The sequence below is a fragment of the Acinetobacter sp. SwsAc5 genome, from assembly GCF_013391485.1.
In the GTDB taxonomy this organism is placed as follows: domain Bacteria; phylum Pseudomonadota; class Gammaproteobacteria; order Pseudomonadales; family Moraxellaceae; genus Acinetobacter; species Acinetobacter towneri.
This window is the reverse complement of record NZ_JACAXD010000066.1, coordinates 1-1,698: the sequence shown is the minus strand read 5'-3', so window position 1 is coordinate 1,698 and position 1,698 is coordinate 1. Positions and strand designations below refer to the sequence as shown.

Genomic DNA, 1,698 nt, shown 5'->3' with positions numbered 1-1,698 from the left:
TCGTCAGTAGTGGTGGGTCTGACAAGACTTGAACTTGTGACCCCACGCTTATCAAGCGTGTGCTCTAACCAACTGAGCTACAGACCCTCAGATACATCAATGAAGAACAACTTGTTGTGGATTCTTACCAATCGTCAATCTTTCGTTAAGGAGGTGATCCAGCCGCAGGTTCCCCTACGGCTACCTTGTTACGACTTCACCCCAGTCATCGGCCACACCGTGGTAAGCGTCCTCCTTGCGGTTAGACTACCTACTTCTGGTGCAACAAACTCCCATGGTGTGACGGGCGGTGTGTACAAGGCCCGGGAACGTATTCACCGCGGCATTCTGATCCGCGATTACTAGCGATTCCGACTTCACGCAGTCGAGTTGCAGACTGCGATCCGGACTACGATCGGCTTTTTGAGATTAGCATCCTCTCGCGAGGTAGCAACCCTTTGTACCGACCATTGTAGCACGTGTGTAGCCCTGGCCGTAAGGGCCATGATGACTTGACGTCGTCCCCGCCTTCCTCCAGTTTGTCACTGGCAGTATCCTTAAAGTTCCCATCCGAAATGCTGGCAAGTAAGGAAAAGGGTTGCGCTCGTTGCGGGACTTAACCCAACATCTCACGACACGAGCTGACGACAGCCATGCAGCACCTGTATGTAGATTCCCGAAGGCACCAATCCATCTCTGGAAAGTCTCTACTATGTCAAGGCCAGGTAAGGTTCTTCGCGTTGCATCGAATTAAACCACATGCTCCACCGCTTGTGCGGGCCCCCGTCAATTCATTTGAGTTTTAGTCTTGCGACCGTACTCCCCAGGCGGTCTACTTATCGCGTTAGCTGCGCCACTAAAGGATCAAATCCCCCAACGGCTAGTAGACATCGTTTACGGCATGGACTACCAGGGTATCTAATCCTGTTTGCTCCCCATGCTTTCGCACCTCAGTGTCAGTATTAGGCCAGATGGCTGCCTTCGCCATCGGTATTCCTCCAGATCTCTACGCATTTCACCGCTACACCTGGAATTCTACCATCCTCTCCCATACTCTAGCTAACCAGTATCGAATGCAATTCCCAAGTTAAGCTCGGGGATTTCACATTTGACTTAATTAACCACCTACGCGCGCTTTACGCCCAGTAAATCCGATTAACGCTCGCACCCTCTGTATTACCGCGGCTGCTGGCACAGAGTTAGCCGGTGCTTATTCTGTGGGTAACGTCCACTTAGCCCAGGTATTAACCAGGTAAGCCTCCTCCCCACTTAAAGTGCTTTACAACCAAAAGGCCTTCTTCACACACGCGGCATGGCTGGATCAGGGTTCCCCCCATTGTCCAATATTCCCCACTGCTGCCTCCCGTAGGAGTCTGGGCCGTGTCTCAGTCCCAGTGTGGCGGATCATCCTCTCAGACCCGCTACAGATCGTCGCCTTGGTAGGCCTTTACCCCACCAACTAGCTAATCCGACTTAGGCTCATCTATTAGCGCAAGGTCATAAAGAGCCCCTGCTTTCTCCCGTAGGACGTATGCGGTATTAGCATCCCTTTCGGAATGTTGTCCCCCACTAATAGGCAGATTCCTAAGCATTACTCACCCGTCCGCCGCTAGCTCAGTTACCGAAGCAACCTCGCCCGCTCGACTTGCATGTGTTAAGCCTGCCGCCAGCGTTCAATCTGAGCCATGATCAAACTCTTCAGTTAAAATCATTTTGAAG

1 tRNA gene and 1 rRNA gene are annotated in these 1,698 nt (G+C 52.1%); both read right to left on the bottom strand.

Going from position 1 to position 1,698, the window contains the following annotated elements:
- Positions 1-10 precede the first annotated feature (10 nt).
- Positions 11-87, bottom strand: a tRNA-Ile gene (locus tag HYG89_RS15855).
- Positions 88-146: 59 nt separating this feature from the next.
- Positions 147-1,684, bottom strand: a 16S ribosomal RNA gene (locus HYG89_RS15850).
- Positions 1,685-1,698 lie beyond the last annotated feature (14 nt).